The sequence below is a fragment of the Candidatus Nitrosopumilus sp. bin_68KS genome (assembly GCF_054095825.1).
Map to the genome: position 1 here is coordinate 1 of NZ_JBSWSP010000019.1, position 15832 is coordinate 15832.

General features: G+C 31.9%; 18 protein-coding genes. 8 read left to right on the forward strand and 10 right to left on the reverse strand.

The features are described 5' to 3' along the window. Positions 1 to 166: 166 nt before the first annotated feature. Positions 167 to 547: a fluoride efflux transporter CrcB gene (gene crcB / locus ACW9W3_RS07910; RefSeq protein WP_457765611.1), complete on the reverse strand. Its 381-nt coding sequence runs from the start codon at positions 545 to 547 to the stop codon at positions 167 to 169. A 130-nt stretch (positions 548 to 677) separates the two neighbouring features. On the opposite strand from crcB, the gene ACW9W3_RS07915 reads away from it, so the two are divergent. Further along, a complete protein-coding gene (locus ACW9W3_RS07915; protein WP_182127985.1) occupies positions 678 to 869 on the forward strand; it encodes a DUF1059 domain-containing protein in 192 nt (63 codons plus the stop codon). A gap of 178 nt (positions 870 to 1047) precedes the next feature. After that, positions 1048 to 1968 carry a transcription initiation factor IIB gene (locus ACW9W3_RS07920; protein WP_457765612.1) on the forward strand — a complete coding sequence of 307 codons (921 nt, stop codon included), beginning with the start codon at positions 1048 to 1050 and terminating at the stop codon, positions 1966 to 1968. Positions 1969 to 1984: 16 nt separating this feature from the next. Here ACW9W3_RS07920 and ACW9W3_RS07925 read toward each other — a convergent pair whose 3' ends face one another. From ACW9W3_RS07925 to hsp20, 4 genes are all read right to left on the reverse strand, one after another. After that, a complete protein-coding gene (locus ACW9W3_RS07925) occupies positions 1985 to 2419 on the reverse strand; it encodes a hypothetical protein (protein WP_457765613.1) in 435 nt (144 codons plus the stop codon). 65 nt (positions 2420 to 2484) lie between these two features. Next, on the reverse strand, positions 2485 to 2703 hold the full coding sequence (locus tag ACW9W3_RS07930) for a hypothetical protein (protein ID WP_048114480.1): 219 nt from the start codon (positions 2701 to 2703) through the stop codon (positions 2485 to 2487). 31 nt (positions 2704 to 2734) lie between these two features. Continuing rightward, positions 2735 to 4888, reverse strand: coding sequence for a CDC48 family AAA ATPase (locus tag ACW9W3_RS07935; RefSeq protein WP_457765614.1), 2154 nt, complete (start codon positions 4886 to 4888; stop codon positions 2735 to 2737). 28 nt (positions 4889 to 4916) lie between these two features. Then, a complete protein-coding gene (hsp20, locus tag ACW9W3_RS07940) occupies positions 4917 to 5411 on the reverse strand; it encodes an archaeal heat shock protein Hsp20 (RefSeq protein ID WP_457765615.1) in 495 nt (164 codons plus the stop codon). 126 nt (positions 5412 to 5537) lie between these two features. Here hsp20 and ACW9W3_RS07945 point away from each other — a divergent pair, with 126 nt between their 5' ends. Both ACW9W3_RS07945 and ACW9W3_RS07950 read left to right on the forward strand, forming a co-directional pair. Beyond that, entirely contained in the window at positions 5538 to 6188 is a 651-nt protein-coding gene (locus tag ACW9W3_RS07945) for an ACT domain-containing protein (protein ID WP_457765616.1), read from the forward strand. A gap of 76 nt (positions 6189 to 6264) precedes the next feature. Beyond that, positions 6265 to 7620 carry an NAD(P)/FAD-dependent oxidoreductase gene (locus ACW9W3_RS07950; protein WP_457765617.1) on the forward strand — a complete coding sequence of 452 codons (1356 nt, stop codon included), beginning with the start codon at positions 6265 to 6267 and terminating at the stop codon, positions 7618 to 7620. Positions 7621 to 7662: 42 nt separating this feature from the next. On the opposite strand, the gene ACW9W3_RS07955 is transcribed toward ACW9W3_RS07950, so the two are convergent. Beyond that, complete coding sequence (locus ACW9W3_RS07955; protein WP_457765618.1) at positions 7663 to 9216, reverse strand: peptidylprolyl isomerase; 1554 nt, start codon at positions 9214 to 9216, stop codon at positions 7663 to 7665. 73 nt (positions 9217 to 9289) lie between these two features. Here ACW9W3_RS07955 and ACW9W3_RS07960 point away from each other — a divergent pair, with 73 nt between their 5' ends. After that, the gene (locus ACW9W3_RS07960; protein WP_457765619.1) at positions 9290 to 9781 is read left to right on the forward strand and encodes a hypothetical protein; all 492 of its coding nucleotides are present in this window, start codon (positions 9290 to 9292) and stop codon (positions 9779 to 9781) included. A gap of 2 nt (positions 9782 to 9783) precedes the next feature. After that, a complete protein-coding gene (gene cbiE / locus ACW9W3_RS07965) occupies positions 9784 to 10500 on the forward strand; it encodes a precorrin-6y C5,15-methyltransferase (decarboxylating) subunit CbiE (protein ID WP_457765620.1) in 717 nt (238 codons plus the stop codon). On the opposite strand, the gene ACW9W3_RS07970 is transcribed toward cbiE, so the two are convergent. Then, positions 10497 to 11393: a cupredoxin domain-containing protein gene (locus ACW9W3_RS07970; RefSeq protein ID WP_457765621.1), complete on the reverse strand. Its 897-nt coding sequence runs from the start codon at positions 11391 to 11393 to the stop codon at positions 10497 to 10499. The genes cbiE and ACW9W3_RS07970 overlap by 4 nt on opposite strands. Positions 11394 to 11477: 84 nt before the next feature. After that, positions 11478 to 12014 (reverse strand): stage II sporulation protein M, encoded by a 537-nt coding sequence (locus ACW9W3_RS07975; protein WP_457765622.1) that lies wholly within the window; start codon positions 12012 to 12014, stop codon positions 11478 to 11480. A gap of 76 nt (positions 12015 to 12090) precedes the next feature. Here ACW9W3_RS07975 and ACW9W3_RS07980 point away from each other — a divergent pair, with 76 nt between their 5' ends. Further along, a complete protein-coding gene (locus ACW9W3_RS07980) occupies positions 12091 to 13536 on the forward strand; it encodes a DNA-directed DNA polymerase II small subunit (protein WP_457765623.1) in 1446 nt (481 codons plus the stop codon). On the opposite strand, the gene ACW9W3_RS07985 is transcribed toward ACW9W3_RS07980, so the two are convergent. Next, positions 13513 to 14718, reverse strand: coding sequence for a Cdc6/Cdc18 family protein (locus ACW9W3_RS07985; RefSeq protein WP_457765624.1), 1206 nt, complete (start codon positions 14716 to 14718; stop codon positions 13513 to 13515). The two genes, ACW9W3_RS07980 and ACW9W3_RS07985, sit on opposite strands and share 24 nt — an antisense overlap. Positions 14719 to 15206: 488 nt before the next feature. Here ACW9W3_RS07985 and ACW9W3_RS07990 point away from each other — a divergent pair, with 488 nt between their 5' ends. Continuing rightward, complete coding sequence (locus ACW9W3_RS07990) at positions 15207 to 15611, forward strand: hypothetical protein (protein ID WP_457765625.1); 405 nt, start codon at positions 15207 to 15209, stop codon at positions 15609 to 15611. Here the strand turns inward: ACW9W3_RS07990 and ACW9W3_RS07995 are convergent. Beyond that, the gene (locus tag ACW9W3_RS07995) at positions 15601 to 15762 is read right to left on the reverse strand and encodes an AbrB/MazE/SpoVT family DNA-binding domain-containing protein (RefSeq protein WP_048114515.1); all 162 of its coding nucleotides are present in this window, start codon (positions 15760 to 15762) and stop codon (positions 15601 to 15603) included. The genes ACW9W3_RS07990 and ACW9W3_RS07995 overlap by 11 nt on opposite strands. Positions 15763 to 15832 lie beyond the last annotated feature (70 nt).

Consider the following 15832-nt stretch of genomic DNA (forward strand, 5'->3'; position numbering starts at 1 on the left):
TATAGTTTTTTTGAACCATTAGATGATTGAATTATAATCTTAGAAAATGGATCTTTAAGTGATTTGTACAGAATTCCTTTGTCACCAACTGATTGTGACCAATGAGTTCCTTGAACAAAAGAGATTGTTTGAAATTTTACAACTTGATAAGAGTAGACCATTTCTATTAATTGTTAATTATTGCACTCATTAAGGATTTTCCTCCAAATAATGCTATGATTGACAAGCTAACATTTGCAACTGCATTGATTATGAGTGAACCATAATGATTGTTTTCAAGAAGATTTTCTGAATCCAGTGCAAATGCTGACATTGTTGTAAGTGATCCACAGAATCCTACAGCTGCAAAAAGAGAGTATCTACCATCAAGATTCCATTGTTCGGACAACACTACAAATGCTCCAAGGATAAATGCACCAGCAACATTGACTATCAAAACATTGATTGGTAATGTATTGAAAAGTAAAGGAGATTCAGTAAGTTTGTATCTTAGAAATGCCCCAAGTACAGAACCAATTGCTAGCAAACCAAATTCTAAACCTTTCATCTACATCATATAGATTAACTATCATTATTTGTGCTATTTGGAGGATTTTGAGGCTAATTTGTGCCTAATCTAATTTTGGTTTAAGACACGAGTCTATGGTTTTTATAGGTTCAATATTTTTCCAGACTAAATGACCCTTAAACTAAGATGTGATGACTATGGTTTTGAGTGTGAATTTATCCTAGATGGAGAAAAAACTGTAGGGCTAATCGAAAAATTAAGAAATCATTTTGAAGAAGAACACGGAATTGATTATACGATGGAAGCAGTAACTCAAATGATTACAAATCGTGGGCATTCTTTAGAATCAATCAAGAAATAAGTTTTTCAAAAAAAATTATTTTTCATTTTTAACATTTATTACAATGTGTGTTGTTTTACAATTAACAAGTTAATTTTAAAGAAATTCTAGGAATTTTTGGTTTACAAAATTATGATCTTAATGCAAAATTACCTGAAACAATTTGTTTTTATTTTATAATCACTTATAGTTACTAGTAGTGTTAGAAAATTATTCAAATGATTATGATGTCAAGTGTGAACTAGATACTTGCAAAACCTATCCTACAATAACAGATTCTGAAAGAGGAGAAATTGTTTGTGGGGGTTGCGGTCTTATTCTAGTACAAAACATGTCTGACGCATCATATGAAAGCAACGGTTACACTCAGGAAGACTTTATGAAGTTAGCAAGAACAGGTCCTGCAACATCATTAACAATGAATGATAAAGGATTATCAACTGTAATTGGTACCAATAAAGATTCAACTGGAAAAGCATTATCCAATAAAACAAAATATGAATTCAACAGACTACGAACATGGGATCAAAGAAGTAAGTCAAGAAAGACTGCTGCTTTAAGCAAGGCCTTTACATTACTTCATGGAATGAAAACAAAGCTAGGAATCCCAGACAATGTTGTTGAAAGTGCTGCCTACATTTACAGAAAAGCAGTTAATGCAAAATTAACTAGAGGTAGAACAATGGCTTCATTGGTTTCAGCCTCATTGTATGCAGCATGTAGAGAAAATAACATACCTAGAACATTAGATGATATTTCTGAGGCTGGAAATGTAGAAAGAAGAATACTTTCCCGAGATTTGAGAACCATAATCAAAAAGCTTGAATTGAGTCTTAATCAATATAACACTTCATCGTTTATTTCAAAAATTTCAAACAATATGAATTTGAAAGAAAAAACCAAACGAGATGCATTTGAGATATTAAAAAGATGTGAGAAAGAAGACATTACTGCTGGAAAACATCCCGTAGCACAAGCTGCTGCTTCATTATACCTTGCATGTATAATGAATGGTGAAAGGATTAGTCAAAAGAAATTTTCAGTAGAATCTGGAGTGAGTGATGTTACAATAAGAAACAGAGCTGTCTTGATAAAGAAAACATTAAAGCTAAATGAGTAGAAAATGCAAAAAAATCCTACAAGTTAATTGTAGGAGAAATTATTTTTTCAAATAATACATCTTTTAGTCTATTTGCCAAATCTATAATTACACGTATTTGCTCCATTGTAATTTCTTTAAGACTTGTAATTGTATCATTTAGTTCTGTTATCTCCTCTTGTAATCTATTCTTTTCATTTTTTAGAGTAGATATCTCTCCTTGAAGATTAGTGTTTTGTTGTTTTAGTTTATTATTTTCTTCAGTTAATCGTTTTACTTTTTCTGATTCAGATTCTCCTGGAAATGGTGCAGGTGCAGGTGCAGGTTCTGGCTTTCGAATTGGTTCTGGTTCTGGAGAAGGCTGTGGCATTTCTGGAGGTTCTGGTTCTTGTTCTGTTTCTATCGCTAAAACAAATGGAATACTTGTCAGAAGAATCATAATAGTTATACCAAAAATTGGACTATCTTTCATTATTCACTCATACAGACTAGAATAATTTTGTATATGAATATAATTACTAATAATGAAAAAGAGAGTTATTTGTAGAAGTCAGGTTCTTGATCTTTCTTTTGTTTAGGAAGATCTTCCATTACTGCTTGAACTACTTCATTGTGGTTGTATGTTAGATGTCTAAGAAACTTTGCTGATTCATCTGCTCTAGTTTTTTCATCAGCAAATAACATCTCAGGACTACTCAATTCTGCCATCATAGTATTACATTCTTGGCATGGGTTAAAGTCAAGATACAGTTTCATTAATTTTTGTCATCACCGCTTACTATTTAGACTATTTTATCGATTGGGGGATAAGAGCCTCCTTTTTTTGAGGCTTTACCTTATCAATTGAATCAATCAGATCTTCTTGAGTAATCTTGATGTCTTTAACAATTTGGGATTTCCCACTGACATATCTCTTCAAAGCAGTTATTGCTGCTCTGTTTGCAACTGCTGCAATCTCTGCACCACTAAATCCATCGGTTAGTTCAACTAGTTTTGTAATGTTTACATCGCTAGCAAGTGGTTTCTTTTTGGTATGTATCTCAAAGATATGTTGTCTTCCTTTAGTATCAGGATTAGGAACTTGGATGATTCTATCGAATCTACCTGGTCTTAGAAGTGCTTCATCAACAATATCTAATCGGTTTGTTGCACCAATAATCAATACATTGTTTAGTTCTTCTAAACCATCAATTTCAGTTAAAATTTGTGAGACTACATTTTCTGTTACATGTGAACTTGAATCTCCACTACCTCTTCGTGGTACAAGTGCATCAACTTCATCTAGGAAGATTATACATGGTGCTGCTTGTCGTGCTTTTCTGAAAATTTCTCTTACTCCTTTTTCAGATTCGCCTACCCATTTTGAAAGTAGTTCAGGACCTTTGATGCTGATAAAATTAGAGTCTGTCATTTTTGCAAGAGCTTTTGCAATTAGTGTTTTACCAGTTCCTGGTGGGCCGTGTAATAGAATTCCTTTTGGAGCTTCGACATTTACATAATCATATGCTTCTTTGTATTTCATAGGCCATTCAACTGCTTCAAGTAATTCTTCTTTTAGAGCATCCAGTCCTCCAACATCTTCCCATGTTACATTTGGAATTTGTACTTGAACTTCTCGGAGTGCACTAGGTTTAACTTCTTTTAGTGCATCTATGAAATCTTCACGGGTAATCTTTATTTTTTGTAGAATTTCTGTAGAGATTTTCTCCTCACTAAGATCAATTTTTTCAACATCAAGAATTTTACGTAGAGATATCATTGCAGCCTCTTTTGCTAATACTTCCAAATCAGCTCCTACAAATCCATGTGTAGTCTTTGAGATTTCTTTAAGATCAACATTTTTGTCAATTGGCATTCCACGTGTATGAATTGAAAGAATGTCAAATCTTCCTTCTTCATCAGGAATTCCAATTTCAATTTCTCTATCAAATCTACCTGGTCTTCTTAGTGCCGGATCAATTGAATCTGGTCTATTTGTAGCTGCAATAACTACAACTTTTCCTCTAGATTTCATACCATCCATTAATGTTAACAATTGTGAAACTATTCGCTTTTCAAGTTCACCAGATACTTCGTCTCTTTTTGGTGCAATTGAATCAATCTCATCAATGAAAATAATACTTGGTGCATTTTCTTCAGCTTGTGTAAAGATTTCTCTAATTCTCTCTTCACTTTCTCCATAGTGCTTACCCATAATTTCAGGACCGCTAAGAGAGATGAAATGAGCATTAGTTTCACCTGCAACTGCTTTTGCAAGAAGAGTTTTTCCTGTGCCTGGAGGTCCATATAATAACACACCCTTTGGAGCATCTACACCTATTTTCTCAAACAATTCTGGATGTCTCATTGGAAGTTCAACCATCTCACGGATTTTTAGAACTTCGCGCTTTAATCCTCCAAGTTCATCGTATGTAATTCTTGGAATAGATGCATCAACTACTTTAGTCATAGAACCAAGTTTGAATACAGTATTTTCAGTAACAATTACTGGTTTTGATGGTTTTGTATTAGTTACAACAAATTGAATTTTTCCACCCATTTGGTTTTGTAGTTGAATTGAATCATGTACAGTAAATACATGGTTTTGGAATGAGTTAATCATCACATAATGTAGTTGTTCTTCATCAATTGCTAATTTTTCAGTTGGAGATAATGTAATTTCTTCAGCATTGAATGCTTCAACAGATTTTATAGAGATTTTATCTCCAATTGCTGCTCCAATATTTTGTCTTGTTATTCCGTCTATTTTTATAATTCCTGTACCATATTCTTCAGGATTTCCTGGCCATAGTTTTACATGTGTTTTTTTGTTATACGTTAATTCTAAAATTTGTCCGCTACTCCAATTTTGATCCTCAATAATTTTAGGATCAATTATTGCTCTACCCATTCTAACATGTTGCTGTGGAATTTCATCTATTCTTACAATAATTTCACTCATATCATTTCCTCAAAAATTTAGGAGGGGTTTATTCAACCTCCACCGTTTTGCCTTTTGGTTTTTCTTCTTCAATTAACTTGAAGATTATTTCTAAAACTCCATTTTTGTAAGAAGCCTTTGCAGAGTTCTCATCAATTTTTTGTTGTACTGGGACTTTAACATGATATTTCTTTTGATCATGTTCTGCAGAAAGATCTACGGTTTTGTTTTCAACAACAATTTTGACATCAGTCTTTTCTACTCCTGGCATCTCAGCTATGAGTTTTACTACTTTTTCTTTTTCATCGACTATAGTATCGACTACTGGTTCTCTTGTATCAGAAGTTGGGAGAAGATTTGGTTTAACATTTCCATACTCCTTTACAACAGGCTTTCCATCTGGACCAACGGTCATTGTGTATCCATAATAAAATGGACCAGAGATAGAACCATTACCTTTGAATTCCTCAAAAACGTCATCTATATCAAAAAAAGAGTTTGACATTTTCTTGAAGATTCTATTAAATTCATTATCAAAGAACAATTGTCATATTCACCTATGTTATGTAATATACATGACATTATATAAAGATTATTGTGATTATCATGAATTCTTACATAATCCTATTATAATTGACATATTATAATAATTTTAATGAGAACTGCAAGCATGTCAATTCCTGAGGTTGTAAGGGAGATTATTACAAGAAATCGCTCAATTTATGACTGCATGAAAATGGATTTGATAAATTATACAGCACTAGCTGTAAAGATTCAACCAGAGATTGAAAAAATTCTTGGAAATTCAGTCAATCTCAATACTGTAGTAGTTGCAATAAAGCGGTATGCAGATTCATTTGAAATCAAAGAAGAAGTCAGAGATGAATCAGTTTTGAAAAATGCTAGATTGGCATTAACTGATGGAATTATGGATATTAAATTTTCAGTCAAAGAATCAGATGATATGGATACTATAGCCATTTTAGATAAATTCTCAAAGATTACAAACAATTATGAGTTTTTTAGATTATCGGATTCGTTTAGATTTCTTACTGAAGATTTAGATGATATTAGACAAATTTTCAGTAATGTGCCAAGTAGGGACGATATGTTCAGTACAGGTCTTGCAAAGATTAGAATTTCAATACCTAATACACAAAACCAATCAGATGTAGTATCTTATGTTGCCGAAGTATTACATGCAAATGGAATTGAGCTTGTAAATGCATTTTTCAGCCAAGATAGCATCATAATTATCCTAAATGAAAAGGATTCCTCAAGGGCTTATGATATCTTACATTCAGATATAATGAGAACATGAAAATTTTGTGAATAACAATATCACTTCAGGTATTGATCTCATAGGATATATTCAGTAATTTTGTGGGTAGAGGTAAATGGCTCGAAATAAGAAAAAAGTTGTTATTTTAGGTGGAGGTTTTGCTGGCCTAGAATGCACGAGAAAATTGGAGAGTTATTTTAAGAATGATTCAGAAATTGAGATCGTATTAGTAAGTGAAGATAATTTTTTGCTTTTTACACCAATGTTACCTCAAGTAGCATCAGGAATGATTGAAACTAGACACATTGTAATGCCAATTAGAACAATTACAAAAAAGGCAATTTTTTACGAAGGCAGAGTCAAAAACATTGATCCATATGGAAAAATTGTAAATTTATGGGGGAGTAGAGACAAAAGAGGAATTTCAATTCATTATGATTTTCTAGTTGTTGCATTAGGTAGTGAAACTAATTTTTTTGGGATGAGCGATCTTGAAAAAAATGCATATCAAATGAAGACACTCAATGATGCAGTACTTGTAAGAAATAGAATTATTGATATGCTTGAGCAGGCTGAAAATGAAACTAATCCAATATTAAAGAAAAGTCTTCTAACTTTTGTTATTGTAGGTGGAGGTTTTGCAGGAATAGAAACAGCAGGAGAATTAATAGATCTTCTTTTAGATGTAAGAAAATATTATCCAAATATCAAAAGAGAAGATATTCGTGTAATTGTTTTAGAAGCATTACCAAATATTTTACCTGGGTTTAGTGAAAGTCTAGCAAAGTTTGCACAAGGAAAATTAGTTGGACATGGAGTTGAGATAAAGCTTCAGACAGCTGTAACGAGTTTTAATGGAGACGAAGTTATGATTAAAAAATTAGATGTTGATAAAGATGCAATTGATGAATCAGTGGTAAGTTCAATACAATCTAAAACGGTAATTTGGACTGCAGGTGTTACACCAGTTAATACAATTAAAAGATCATTATTCAAAACAGAAAAGGGGAAAATTATTGTTGATGATAATTTAGAAGTCGTTGATTTTCCGGGAGTTTTTGCAATTGGAGACTGTGCTTTATTTTTAGATCCTAAAACTCAAAGACCTTTTGCACCTACTGCTCAAATTGCAGAAGCTCAGGCAAAGGTTGCAGCTAAAAATCTTTATTCGTTAATCAAAAATCAAGAAAAAACAAAATTTGTTTATGAATCAAAAGGCCAGATGGCAATAATTGGAAAAAGAACAGGAATTGCCACATTTTTGGGAATGAATATTCATGGTGTTATAGCATGGCTTCTTTGGAGAAATGTTTACTTGTCAAAAATCCCCACATGGGATAAACGGTTTAGAGTATTTCTTGATTGGACAGCAGATATTTTCTTTGACAGAGATATTTCAAGATTGAAATTCATGAGACGTGAACCTGAAAAAGAATACAAAGTACTTGATGAAGTAGACGATGTTTGGTAATTCAAAAATTTATTTCTAAAAATTAAATAATAATTTTAGAATTTACAGATATTTTCTTTTCAAGCCATACACAATAATTGCAGGAGCCATAAAGTACATACCCATATTCATTACAATTATTCCAATACCATATCCTAACATCTCTTCTTCTGAATCAATATTTGCATGATTTAACAATGATAATGATGTCAACATTGGGGTAAGTGTTATTTTCATAATTTCTTTGAAAATCGGTTGTTCTCTCTCAAAATCTGCAATTGTTGGTGAAAATGAATAATAGAATTGATTGAATGTGCTCATAAACGCTGTTCCAGATTCAGTTGATAAAATGGTATTATCTCGAAGTTCTCTTAGTTGTTGAATTTGTGGTGCAAGTTCAGAACCAAATGTTGCAGTAGCAATTAGACATCCACCACCCTCTTGATTATCATTAGTTTCTGTAGAGAGAGTATTGATTTCATTTGATTCAGATATAATATTAAATGAATCAACAGTCTCCTCAAATCTTGGGAGTTGTGAGTCAAATTCATTTATTCCATTGCTATACGAAAGAGAGTAAAATTTCTCAGAACCATATACCATAATTTCTCTAAATTTTACATTGTAGCTTTGACCATTTGATGAAAAGTTTCCTTCTGCATCAATTGCATATGCCTGACTTCCATGAACAGTTATTTTTTCTTGAGAAATAATATTCAATTCTCCAGATTCAACCACAGGTTTTATTGTTTCAATTTTTTCAGAAATAAGATCATCAAGGCTTCTTTGATTTGTTTGTTGTACTGTTAAAGAGATAACTGGATTAATCTCTCCTATTTTTGGTCCAACTGCAACTACATCTGGAGAGTTTGGTTGAGTTTTATCAGGTTGTTGTAATAACCAACCTTCAGGTACACTAAATGCAATTCCATGTTCAGTACTTTCATATTTTTGATTACCAGTTGATGAGGTATCAATTGATTGTGTACGTTCAGGTTCAGATAATACTAATAGATTTGAGACATCAGATTCGTTTACAATTGTAACTTTTGTTATTTTTACTTCTTCAGGGACTATTGGTCTATCATTAGCATCAGTTTGAACCCCAGCAATTTTATCAAGTGTTTCAAAGCTTTCTTCAGTAACTAGTCTTCCAAATACGGTATATTGTTCATCAAGAAAGTTAGAATCTTTATGAACTATAAAAAATTGTGATCCACCGCTGTTTGGATCAGCAGATCTTGCCATTGAAACTATTCCACGATTATGTTTTATTATATTAAATTCTGCATTTACTCTTTCATCAGGACCTCCCATACCCCAAGTATTTGGATCACCGTTGATAGTATTTGGATCACCACCTTGAATCATAAAACCAGGAATAATCCTATGAAAGAGAGTGCCATCATAATAACCACTTAAAGATAATTTGATAAAATTCTCAACATGTTTTGGTGCATCATCATAAAAAAATCCAATAGCAATTTTTCCTAAATTAGTTTCTAAAATTACTACAGGGTTAGTCAAATTATTATAATTTATAACTTGAGCAAATGCCTGATTTCCAAAACTAACTAATAATAGAGACATAGTCATTATCAGGAATATTTTATTCAATATTTTTTTTCAAAACGGCTTACATAAAAGCTAATTGTATTAGTTTTTAACAACCTCAAATAAAATAATCAATATGCATCCTGATGAGAAAATTCAGGCACATTTAGTTTCAGTCTGGAGAGAATCTAAAAAGTTCTTTTCTATTGGCGGAAAAGAAGGAATGCTGATTTTAACTGATAGGCATTTGATGTTTATTCATAAAACAGAATCAAAAATGAATTGGTGGAAGGCAATTACTCAAAGACAAGTGGTGAATTTTATCAAATCAAAAAATACAATGATTCGTCATGATGGCTATGATGAAGAAGAATTAATGAACGATGTAGAAGATGAGAGAAATGTAGAGTTATCATTTGATGATATTTCTAGTATTAGTTTTGAAGAAAAAGATTGGGGAAGTCCATTATTATTAGAATATGAAAAGGATGGAAAACAAGAGAAATTTCAGTATTCAATTGCTCAAGATTGGGTAAAATATCCTGTTAAAGAGCCTATGAAATACATGAAGGTGGATTGGAAACCATTTGTGCAATATATTAAAGACAGGCAAAAATTTACAAAGTAAAATTGGGAAAAATTTTTGCTGTCGGTGTTGGCCCTGGTTCTCCAAAATATGTAACTGAGATTGTAAAGGAGATTATTCAGAATTCTGATGTAATAATTGGATACAAATACACGTTAAAAACAATAGAGCATCTAATTGATGGAAAAGAAATTCATGAAATTACTATGAATGATCAAGAAAAATCTTATCAAGAAATTCTTCCAAAACTTGGCGATAGAACATTAGTCATTCCGTTTACTGGTGATGTGAATTTTTCAGAATCAGAAGTAGTAGACAGATTAATTGAAATTTTTGGCACAGTAGAAATCATTCCAGGAATTAGTTCAATTCAAGTTGCTGCATCAAGAGCTCAAGTTCCTCTAGATAAATCTAAAGTAATAACAATGCATGTTACAACTCCAATTGAAGATAAAAAATTAGAATTACAAAAAGCTTTGATTGATGGTTTTAGTGTAATTTTAGTTCCAAGACCTTGGCCAAAACAACCAGACAAACACTTTATGCCATCAGAAATAGCAATATATCTTAGAAAAAATAATTTTGATACTAGTAAAATTAAAGTCCATGTTTATGAGGCTATAACAACGGAAAATGAAACAAGTTTTGAAGGAACAGTAAAAGATTTGGAAGGAAAAGAATTTTCAGATTTATCAGTAATGGTTTTCAATCAAACCAGTTTAGATTCATATATGAATTATCGATGGCAATGGGAAAATTAATTTCCCAAGTTATTACCTTTACCTAAAACCAAACTATCGGAATTAGGAAAGACATATGCTATAATCTTCATCCAAGTATAATCAGGATCATATAATCGATAAAATCCTGCATTCTCAAATGTTATGCTTACTGACTCACCTGAGGCTATCATACCAGTTGAAATTCTTCCATCAGGTTCAAAAGGATTGTATCGATCACCATAGTTTTCTTTTCCACTAATAATACTATGAGATGCCACATCATCATTTACAATAGTTAGAGTTGTACCTGGCGCCACTGAAATTCTATCATTAGAAAAGAATCTTAAATTAATTGCAGAGCTAACACCAGGAGTAATATTATCAGCTGTTTTTAGTGCAGATGAGCCTTTAAGAATATGAAGAGTTAGATCATTTGATTTTTTTGGCTCTGTAGAAACTGGAGTAATCTTTGAAAGTTTAGATAATTTAGTAGTGTAAAGTATTTTGTAACTATCATCAGTGGTTGTAATTCTTCCAGTAAATCCATAGACTGATGCATCTTTACTTTCCTCAACTAACCTTCCAAAGAAGCTAATTGAAGTATCAAACCCATTTGAACTTTCTATATTTCCATTAATTCTAACATATTGGCCTTGACGTAAAAATTTTCCATTTAGTTTAGAGATTGTGAATTCTTCATTATCTAATGTTACAAATCCATCTTCTATAACAAAATTAATCGTACTTCCACTTTGTTTTTGAGAAGATAACCCTAGATCGATTTCAGATGTTCTAATTGATTCTTCAGTAACAGCAAAACCGGAACCTTCTAAAAGAAATGCTTGGTTTTCAGAAATTTCAGCAAAAGCTTCATTTATGAAATATCCTGATGAAAATACAAGTAATGCTAATAGAAGTACTACTGTTTTCATGATTAATTTCTCTTTTAATTTGGTTTATAATTTACTACTGAATTATTTTAGACATATTAGGCAAAATCAAATTTTTATGAAAAATTAGAATCCAGGCATCTCAAAACCTTCTTGTTGAGCTATTTCTATCATATAAAATTCAAGATACCCTCCTGCTAAAAGAAGTCCAATAACAATTCCAATTTCTATTACTGTTGGTTTGATAAATGAAGTCAGATTGACTTTTTTAGTAATTGCTCGAATTAAGATAAAACTCCTAGAAATACCTAAAGAGTATGCTACAAGTTCCATCAATCCAAATGGCGATAAGAAAAGAATTGCTAGTGGCGGTACATCTGCTAAAATTGGAGCAGTCGTAGCTATTGCTGCAAAAGCATATCCAGTAGACCAAGCAGCAAAAATTCCCCATGCCACTCCAAAACCTGGAATAAACATTGGTAATGCAATGGTAGTGTTATGTGTAAAAATTCCAAATGCATCAATATCTAATACTAATTCCTCAAATTCTGACATGAATAATTTAGCTTCCTCATCACTTACAGTTGAAATGGAACCGATTTGATAAGCAGAAGCAAAAATTATTAAAAATATAAAAAATGTAATAATTCGAGTTTTATTCATATTGGCATTGATTACGAATGATATTTGAGGGTTAGTGTGGGCGCAGATTTAATTAAACCAGATAATATTTTTGTATATGAAAAAGGAATTATCCTTTGCATTAAACTATGCATTAAACAAGGGATTCCAAATTCATCCAGATGCTTTTAAAATATTAGAAAATGTAGATGTTAAAAAATTAGAGAAAATTATTAAAGAAATAGTTAGAGAGAAAAGTAAACAGAAATTATTTCAGATTAATCAAGATGATTTAGAGACGTATTTAGGAATCAAAGAGGATCTTACATTACAAAGTGAAATCAAGGTAATATCTGAGCCTACTAGTAAAATAACGTCAGGAGAGGGAGTAAAAGGTTACAATGCTTTGTTTTCTAGTCGTTTTAACAAACTTAAACGAATAATTTCAGAAAGGCCAGAATCTAAAATGCTCAAATCTGCAGCTTCTGTAAAAACAGCAAAATCCGATGATGATATTTATGTTTGTGGTCTGCTTACTACAAGAAATATTGAAAGAAATATCACTAAATTGATTTTAGAAGATCCTTCAGGAACTTTTGAGGGTATAATTTTTGATAATGAATTACAAAAAACAGCGAATACTCTTTTGATAGATCAATTTGTAATGGCTAGAATTAGCATAGGAAAGAATTCAGGATATATTATAAAAGATTTGATTTTGCCAGATATTCCAGATCAGGCTAAAAATAAATCTGAATCTGAAGCATATGCAGTTTTTTTATCGGATCTTCATATTGGAAGTAAATATTTTATGGAAGAGGAATTCTCGGAGTTTGTTTCTTGGTTATCGAGTCCTGATCCTGTTGCAAGGAAAATTCGTTTTGTGTTAATTGGTGGAGATGTAGTAGATGGTGTTGGAATTTATCCAAATCAGGACAAAGAATTAGTTTGTCAAACTATTCAAGAACAACTAAAAAAAGCAGATGATTTAATTGATAAAATTCCAAAAAATGTAAAAATTATCATAATGCCAGGTAATCACGACCCTGGAAGAAGAGCACTTCCTCAACCTGCTATTCCAAAAAAATACAACTCAGGTTTGTGGGAAAGAGAAAATGTGGTAATGGTAGGAAATCCAGCCTTAGTATCGTTGAATGGGGTCAAAGTTATGATGTTTCATGGCCAAAGTATTGATGATATTGTAAAGACCACTCCAGGATTAAGTTATGATAAACCAACTAATGTGATGAGACATCTTCTAAGAGCGAGGCATCTTAGTCCTATTTATGGGAGTCAAACACCCATAGCTCCTGAAATGGAAGATCTTTTGGTAATTGAAGATATCCCAGATATTTTTCATGTAGGTCATGTTCATAGAGCAGAATTAGATATGTACAAAGGAATTTTGTTAGTTAATTCTGGATCATGGCAAAAACAGACACCATTTCAGGCAAGTGTTGGTATGACTCCAAATCCAGGTATTGCTATAATGGTGAATCTAAAAACTTTTCAAGTCTTCCATGAAAATTATAGTTCTAATTCAAACAATATCTTGCAAAGTTAAATCATCTTTGAAAGTAGTTTTTATCATTTCTGATGATATTGTAAGTTTGTATTTTTTTGTCCTTCCATGAATTCCTTGGTGAATTAGTCTTCCAGAGATTAAACCAGATAATTCGATTTCACTAAGCATTTGTGTGATTCTTCTTTGAGTTAATTCATCTTTCCCAACTACCTTACAGAGATTTTTGTATGAAGAGTAAATCTCACCAGTAGAAGAGCCGTTTGCCTTCATAATTGCAATAAGGACTAGTTTTTCGTGGAGTGGGAATGATTTTAGAGATTTTTCTTCTTTATTTTCCTCGATTTTTTGGGAGGCTTCTCTAACATGTTCTATAGTGACTTTATCAGATTGTTGTCGCTCAGCAAGTTCACCAGCTACACGAAGCAAATCAATGGCCCTACGTGCATCACCATGCTCTCCACCTGCCAGCGCAGCAATGAGATTTAGTGCATGTGTATCTACAGAGTTTTCAACAAATGATTCATTGATTCTTTCTTGAAGGATTTTTTTTATTTGATCAACATTATAATTTGTAAAAACAACCTCTTCTTCTCCTAGACTGCTAATTACTCGAGGATCTAATTTTTCTTTAAAAGTAAGATCATTTGAAATTCCGACTAAAGTTAAAGAGCCTCCTTCTTCAAGTCGCTCATTTGCTCTGGTAAGTTGATATAGAATATCTTTGCCTGTTTTAGCCACTAATTGGGCTAGATAATCAATTTCATCAATTACAAAAATTGCATTAAGTTTACCAGTTCTTATTTTATTGAGTAGTCTTTTGAAAACCTCACTAATTGCAAGGCCAGTGTTGGGTAATTCGTTCTCTTCTAAACCTAATTGCCTGCCTAAACTGACCAATAATCCGTATAGTGTAGTCTCTTCTTTAGAATTTGTGTAAATTAATTTAATTGGGAAATCTGATTTCTCTACTCTTTCTTGGATTTTATCAATTACTCTTCTTACTACAAGTGTCTTACCGGTTCCAGGTTTTCCATAAACTAAAAGATTTGATGGTCTTGATTGTTTTAGAATAGGTAATAATGATTGTGTGACTTGCTCTAATTCAGATTCTCTATGTAAGATAATTACTGGTTTGTAAGAAAAGTGAAGGCTTTCTCGATTTTTAATAATTGATTTTCCAGCTTCAGCTGCATCAAGTAATCTATCTATTGGATCAGACATACTCACACACCTTCATTTCCAATGTATCTATCATATTCATATCTAAATTAAGAGAGTATAGAATACAATAGTAATTGTAGTTTAGTTTGTAATTAATTATTTTTAGTTAGTTTTAGATTTTCTTAAAAAAAATAATTAAAAAAAGATAGAGTGGAAATATTGGTGTGTGGGTTAAATCCCAAATCAAAATAAAATTAACAGATGTGTTATTGACATGTTAAGGAAATTCCTAAAATCCAAATTTTAACCCCCTCATTTCCATTCCAGGCGTTAAGATGGATGTTAACACTGTGAATATCACCAAAACACCCCTTTATTTCCACTCCAGGCGTGAAAATACCCTATAAAACAACCAATTTTTAGGGTGACTGTTAATAACAAAACCTGGACTAGGCGTGGCTCAGGCAGTCAACGTTAACAAACTAATTAGTTAACAAAGATTCTGGGATCCATTGAACTGTTAACTACAGATCCATTAGATCTCTAAGATGACTAACAAACGTATTCGTATAGGAATGGAGGACTCAGATGGAGCCAAATATGATATTAAATTAGAAGGAAATGTAACTAGAGAAAAGGTTCTCAAAATATTTGAAATGATGGATTTAATGAATATTGAAGAAGAGCAAACCGAAACTACAAACATGGATTCTGTAGGCTCAAAAATTTGGTTTATAGTTGATAAATTCTTCCCAATGGGTAAGTTCACCTCTACTAACATTCTAGAAAAATATGAAGATGAATTTAATGAGCCAATAAAACTTAGTATAATTTCCACTTATTTGTCTAGATTTTCTTCAAAGGGTAGGGTAGATAGGTCAAGAACTGGCCGAGAATGGACATATCAAACAATAAAGATTGGACAAAAACAACAACTATCCTCTAAGAAATAGTGACTTTTCTTACCAACAATCTATCTTTTCCAAGAATTACTTTAACATATTCTCCTTTTTGGATATCCATATACTTTCTAAATTGTTTAGGAATGGAAATTGTTCCAGCAGAAGTAATTTTTACTAAAACTTCATTTTCCTGTACAGACATAATTGAATTATAATTTAATAATATATATAATCTGTCTCTTATACACATCTCCGAGCCCACGAGACAGTTT

What these genes read in the sequence shown, in the direction of transcription:
- ACW9W3_RS07915 (WP_182127985.1), top strand. Translation starts at nt 678, where the DNA reads ATGACCCTTAAACTAAGATGTGATGACTATGGTTTTGAGTGTGAATTT.
- ACW9W3_RS07960 (WP_457765619.1), top strand. Translation starts at nt 9,290, where the DNA reads ATGCATCCTGATGAGAAAATTCAGGCACATTTAGTTTCAGTCTGGAGA.
- ACW9W3_RS07945 (WP_457765616.1), top strand. Translation starts at nt 5,538, where the DNA reads ATGTCAATTCCTGAGGTTGTAAGGGAGATTATTACAAGAAATCGCTCA.
- ACW9W3_RS07925 (WP_457765613.1), bottom strand. Translation starts at nt 2,419, where the DNA reads ATGAAAGATAGTCCAATTTTTGGTATAACTATTATGATTCTTCTGACA.
- crcB (WP_457765611.1), bottom strand. Translation starts at nt 547, where the DNA reads ATGAAAGGTTTAGAATTTGGTTTGCTAGCAATTGGTTCTGTACTTGGG.
- ACW9W3_RS07930 (WP_048114480.1), bottom strand. Translation starts at nt 2,703, where the DNA reads ATGAAACTGTATCTTGACTTTAACCCATGCCAAGAATGTAATACTATG.
- ACW9W3_RS07995 (WP_048114515.1), bottom strand. Translation starts at nt 15,762, where the DNA reads ATGTCTGTACAGGAAAATGAAGTTTTAGTAAAAATTACTTCTGCTGGA.
- ACW9W3_RS07985 (WP_457765624.1), bottom strand. Translation starts at nt 14,718, where the DNA reads ATGTCTGATCCAATAGATAGATTACTTGATGCAGCTGAAGCTGGAAAA.
- ACW9W3_RS07980 (WP_457765623.1), top strand. Translation starts at nt 12,091, where the DNA reads ATGAAAAAGGAATTATCCTTTGCATTAAACTATGCATTAAACAAGGGA.
- ACW9W3_RS07970 (WP_457765621.1), bottom strand. Translation starts at nt 11,393, where the DNA reads ATGAAAACAGTAGTACTTCTATTAGCATTACTTGTATTTTCATCAGGA.
- ACW9W3_RS07950 (WP_457765617.1), top strand. Translation starts at nt 6,265, where the DNA reads ATGGCTCGAAATAAGAAAAAAGTTGTTATTTTAGGTGGAGGTTTTGCT.
- ACW9W3_RS07990 (WP_457765625.1), top strand. Translation starts at nt 15,207, where the DNA reads ATGACTAACAAACGTATTCGTATAGGAATGGAGGACTCAGATGGAGCC.
- ACW9W3_RS07975 (WP_457765622.1), bottom strand. Translation starts at nt 12,014, where the DNA reads ATGAATAAAACTCGAATTATTACATTTTTTATATTTTTAATAATTTTT.
- ACW9W3_RS07935 (WP_457765614.1), bottom strand. Translation starts at nt 4,888, where the DNA reads ATGAGTGAAATTATTGTAAGAATAGATGAAATTCCACAGCAACATGTT.